The organism is Aerococcus sp. 150760013-2 (assembly GCF_053627715.1).
In genome coordinates this window covers 1-1,114 of the sequence record NZ_JBSEYI010000033.1, presented here as the reverse complement: position 1 = coordinate 1,114, position 1,114 = coordinate 1, and the positions used below count along the sequence as shown (strand labels likewise).

Below are 1,114 nucleotides of genomic sequence, written 5' to 3'. Positions count from 1 at the left end.
CTTAATTTGTCAAATTAAGTGCAACACAGTTTTATAAAAGATTTCATAAGGTGTTTTCCAATTCAAACATTTTTTGGGACGTGTATTTAATTTCGTTGCCCAACCTTGTATCTCTTCATCAGTTGCATCTGTCAAATCAACACCTTTCGGTGAGTACTCTCTAAGGAGTCCATTTGTATTCTCATTAGATCCTCTTTGCCAAGGGGCATGAGGATCTGGAAAAAAAATTTGCGTATTATTTAATTCCTCAGTCAATCGGGCGTGTTGACTGAATTCTTTACCACGGTCAGGTGTAATGGTTTTACAAAAATTAGAATCAATACCTTGTAGTAATTTAATCATTTGGTCAACTACCGGCTTAGAAGCTTTCTTCTCAGATTTACCGATTAGTAATAACCTAGATTTTCTATCAACTAACGTTACTAAGCACGCTTTACCAGTTTGACCTGCAACTGTATCTGCTTCCCAATGACCAATCTCAGTTCGTTCATTAGCGCCATCTGGTCGTTCATGAATCGTATTGGAGATAGGGATCTTTCCTCTTCTCTCTACGTGATTTTTAGAATGGCGTGTTTTACCTCTGTGTCTTAATTTACGGATAGCGCCTCGATTACCGGTTGATAAACCAGGCTCATCGAAGTCGCCACGATAAATTGCACGATAGATAGTATTATAACTGATTTTATTTTTGGAATTTTCAAGGTTCAAACGACCAGAAATTTGTTCTGGAGACCATTGTTCGTTGAGAAATAGTCGTTTGACCAACTGGAAAATAGAGTCTTTATCTAGCGTGCGATGTCTGCCACATAGTTGTTTTCTACGTTTATACTCTCCATGAGCAGTTGACGGTGAATAACTGCCATCCTTGTTTGAATTACGATGTAATTCTCTTGAGATAGTCGATTTAGAACGGTCCAGGGTCTCGGATATATGCCCGATAGTTTCGCCTTGTTCATACATTAGGAATATTGTTTCTCGCTCATTCATGGTAAGATGTGTGTATGGATTCATAGCTTTCTCCTTCTAATAGTTGGTTGGTACATCTATTTTATAGGAAAACTATGGATCTTTTTTATTTTATTATTGTTGTTGCACTTAAATTGTAAATTCGTCC

At 37.3% G+C, this 1,114-nt stretch carries 1 protein-coding gene; it reads right to left on the bottom strand.

Translation table 11 applies throughout. The annotated features are described in order from the left end of the window. Positions 1-9: 9 nt before the first annotated feature. Positions 10-1,011: an IS30 family transposase gene (locus ACUW85_RS09540; RefSeq protein ID WP_149256667.1), complete on the bottom strand. Its 1,002-nt coding sequence runs from the start codon at positions 1,009-1,011 to the stop codon at positions 10-12. Positions 1,012-1,114: the final 103 nt, after the last annotated feature.

What these genes read in the sequence shown, in the direction of transcription:
- ACUW85_RS09540 (WP_149256667.1), bottom strand. Translation starts at nt 1,011, where the DNA reads ATGAATCCATACACACATCTTACCATGAATGAGCGAGAAACAATATTC.